General features: G+C 61.9%; 1 protein-coding gene and 2 pseudogenes. 1 reads left to right on the top strand and 2 read right to left on the bottom strand.

Features of this window, described 5'->3' with window-relative positions:
• Both JSE7799_RS18775 and JSE7799_RS22395 read right to left on the bottom strand, forming a co-directional pair.
• Positions 1-319: transposase (locus tag JSE7799_RS18775; RefSeq protein WP_144431637.1), on the bottom strand; the 319-nt coding region annotated here is incomplete at its 3' end.
• Positions 320-640: 321 nt separating this feature from the next.
• Positions 641-1552 (bottom strand): annotated as a pseudogene (locus tag JSE7799_RS22395) (integrase core domain-containing protein).
• A 196-nt stretch (positions 1553-1748) separates the two neighbouring features.
• Here JSE7799_RS22395 and JSE7799_RS18790 point away from each other — a divergent pair.
• Positions 1749-2041, top strand: a pseudogene (locus JSE7799_RS18790) (IS256 family transposase); the annotation flags it as partial.

The following is a 2041-nucleotide window of genomic DNA, read 5'->3' on the forward strand; positions in this document are numbered from 1 at the left end:
GCAGGTCGCCCGACTGCGGCGAAGCCTCCCGCTCCACTGGCTCCTCCGGCTCACGCAGGACAAGGGGCGCGAAGACAGGGAGCTCACCAGCCCCCGCGGAGGCGTCGATGGCCGCAGGCAGGACCAACTTGCCCTTCTTCGCCAAGCCCCGCCAGGCGGACAACTGGTTCGGCTTAACCCCATACCGCTCGGCCACGGAGTTCACGGTCGCGCCCGGCGCCAACGTCTCCGCGACAACCTGCGCCTTTACATCATCCGGCCACCGTCGATGCCCTGACGCATGGACCTCCACACCCAGCGATCTGAGAAACGAATTCATAGCACACATTGCGAAACGCACTCCCCATCTTGAGATGGGTAGATCTCGCAATCATGCCGATGCCCGACAACGTGGGCCGCAGCCACCGCTTACAATTGTGCTCGCGGTTGTCACCCTCACCGTCGTGGAGCCGCTGGCTTGGCCGTCGCCGGGTAAACCTGTCGAAGCTCCTCGGCACACTTGCCCTCGGCGCTGGCCTGCCATTACCGAGCGCGGGCCGGGCCGGGCCGGACTCTTCAGCGAGAACTTCTTCGATATCTTCGTGCTGGCGTTCAGGTCCAAGGGCGTGCTCTGCGCCCATCGAGTGGTCTAGGTTGATTGTTAGTGCATCGTCGGTCGGTGGTCCATTGGGACGATGGCTTCTGGAGCCGGCAGACGGTATCCCGACGAGTTGTGCGGCCTGACGGTATTGTAATGGCGGCCCCACCGCTCGATGAGGATCTGGGCCTCCCGGAGCGAGTAGAAGACTTCTGCGTTCAGCAGTTTATCGCGGAACTGAGCGTTGAAGCTCTCGCAGTAGCCGTTCCCCCACGGTGATCCCAGCTCGATGAATGCGGTCTTGGCGACGACCGCGCCGATCCAGCCCCGCACCTTCCTGGAAATGAATTCCGCGCCATTGTCAGACCTCATAAATTTAGGCGCGCCGCGTGAGGCATGAACAGGTCTGTCAGGGCGTCTACCACGTCGGTCCAATTCAGCTTGCGATTGACACGGATCACCCGTTGCCCGGCAGGCGATTTGGCCACACCAAATCTGCCGTGAGGGGGCGCGTCCTTCGTGAACTCGTCACTCGACCATTCCCCTCGGACCAATGGCGGACAAGGCTCGCCGCCGAGCGCATGCCGCACATGATCAATGCACTTGCGACGGCGCGAAGGATGAGGCCGTTGTCCGCCACTGGTCCGAGGGCAGCGGGAGAATGAGCTTTCCCCTGACAGCCTCGGTCAGGATCGTTCGGCGCAGCCTTGGACTCATGGCGGCTTGCGCCTCAACGTCCAGCGTCAGATCCGACACCCTACGCCGCAGCCGCTGGTTCTCCGTCTCAAGCTCCTTCAGCCGCTTCAGCTGGTCTCGGCTCATGCCGCCATACTGCTTGCGCCAGCGGTCGAACGTCGGCTCCGTGATGCCAATCTGACGCACCGCGTCGGAGATCGCCATGCCCTGTCCTTGCAGCACTTCGACCTGCCGAAGCTTTAAAACGATGTCCTCGGGCTTGTCTCGCTTTCCTGCCATCTCCGGTCCTCCTGAACAGGATAATTCTATCCCAGTTGGTGGACCACTTCAGTGGGGGCACTCCAGGCGGCGGGATGCTGCGGACGTTGCTCCGCCTCTGGAGTTATGTCCGAAAGTTGGTGATGGCCTGAAGTAGGCGGCATATCATGGCGGTGTTCACGCGCCGTCAGTCTCAAAAGAGAAAGGATATGCCACCATGGCCAAATCTACCGTTGTCCCGTTCGAACTGCCATCGGAATTTTCTGCGGATCCGTTGACCGAGGTAATCCAAGCTGGGGCCAAGGAGCTTCTGCGAACGGCGGTTCAGGCGGAGGTATCCGCCTTCCTCGCCGAGCATGCGCATCTTCTGGACGAGGAGGGCCGCCAGCGTCTTGTGCGCCATGGTTTTCTGCCCGAGCGCGAGATGATGACCGGGATCGGGACCATTCCTGTGCAGGTCCCGCGCGTGCGCGATCGCGGCCGCAATGAAGATGGGAGCAAGATCAAGTT

It is taken from the genome of Jannaschia seosinensis, from assembly GCF_001408515.1.
Classification (GTDB): Bacteria; Pseudomonadota; Alphaproteobacteria; order Rhodobacterales; family Rhodobacteraceae; genus Jannaschia; species Jannaschia seosinensis.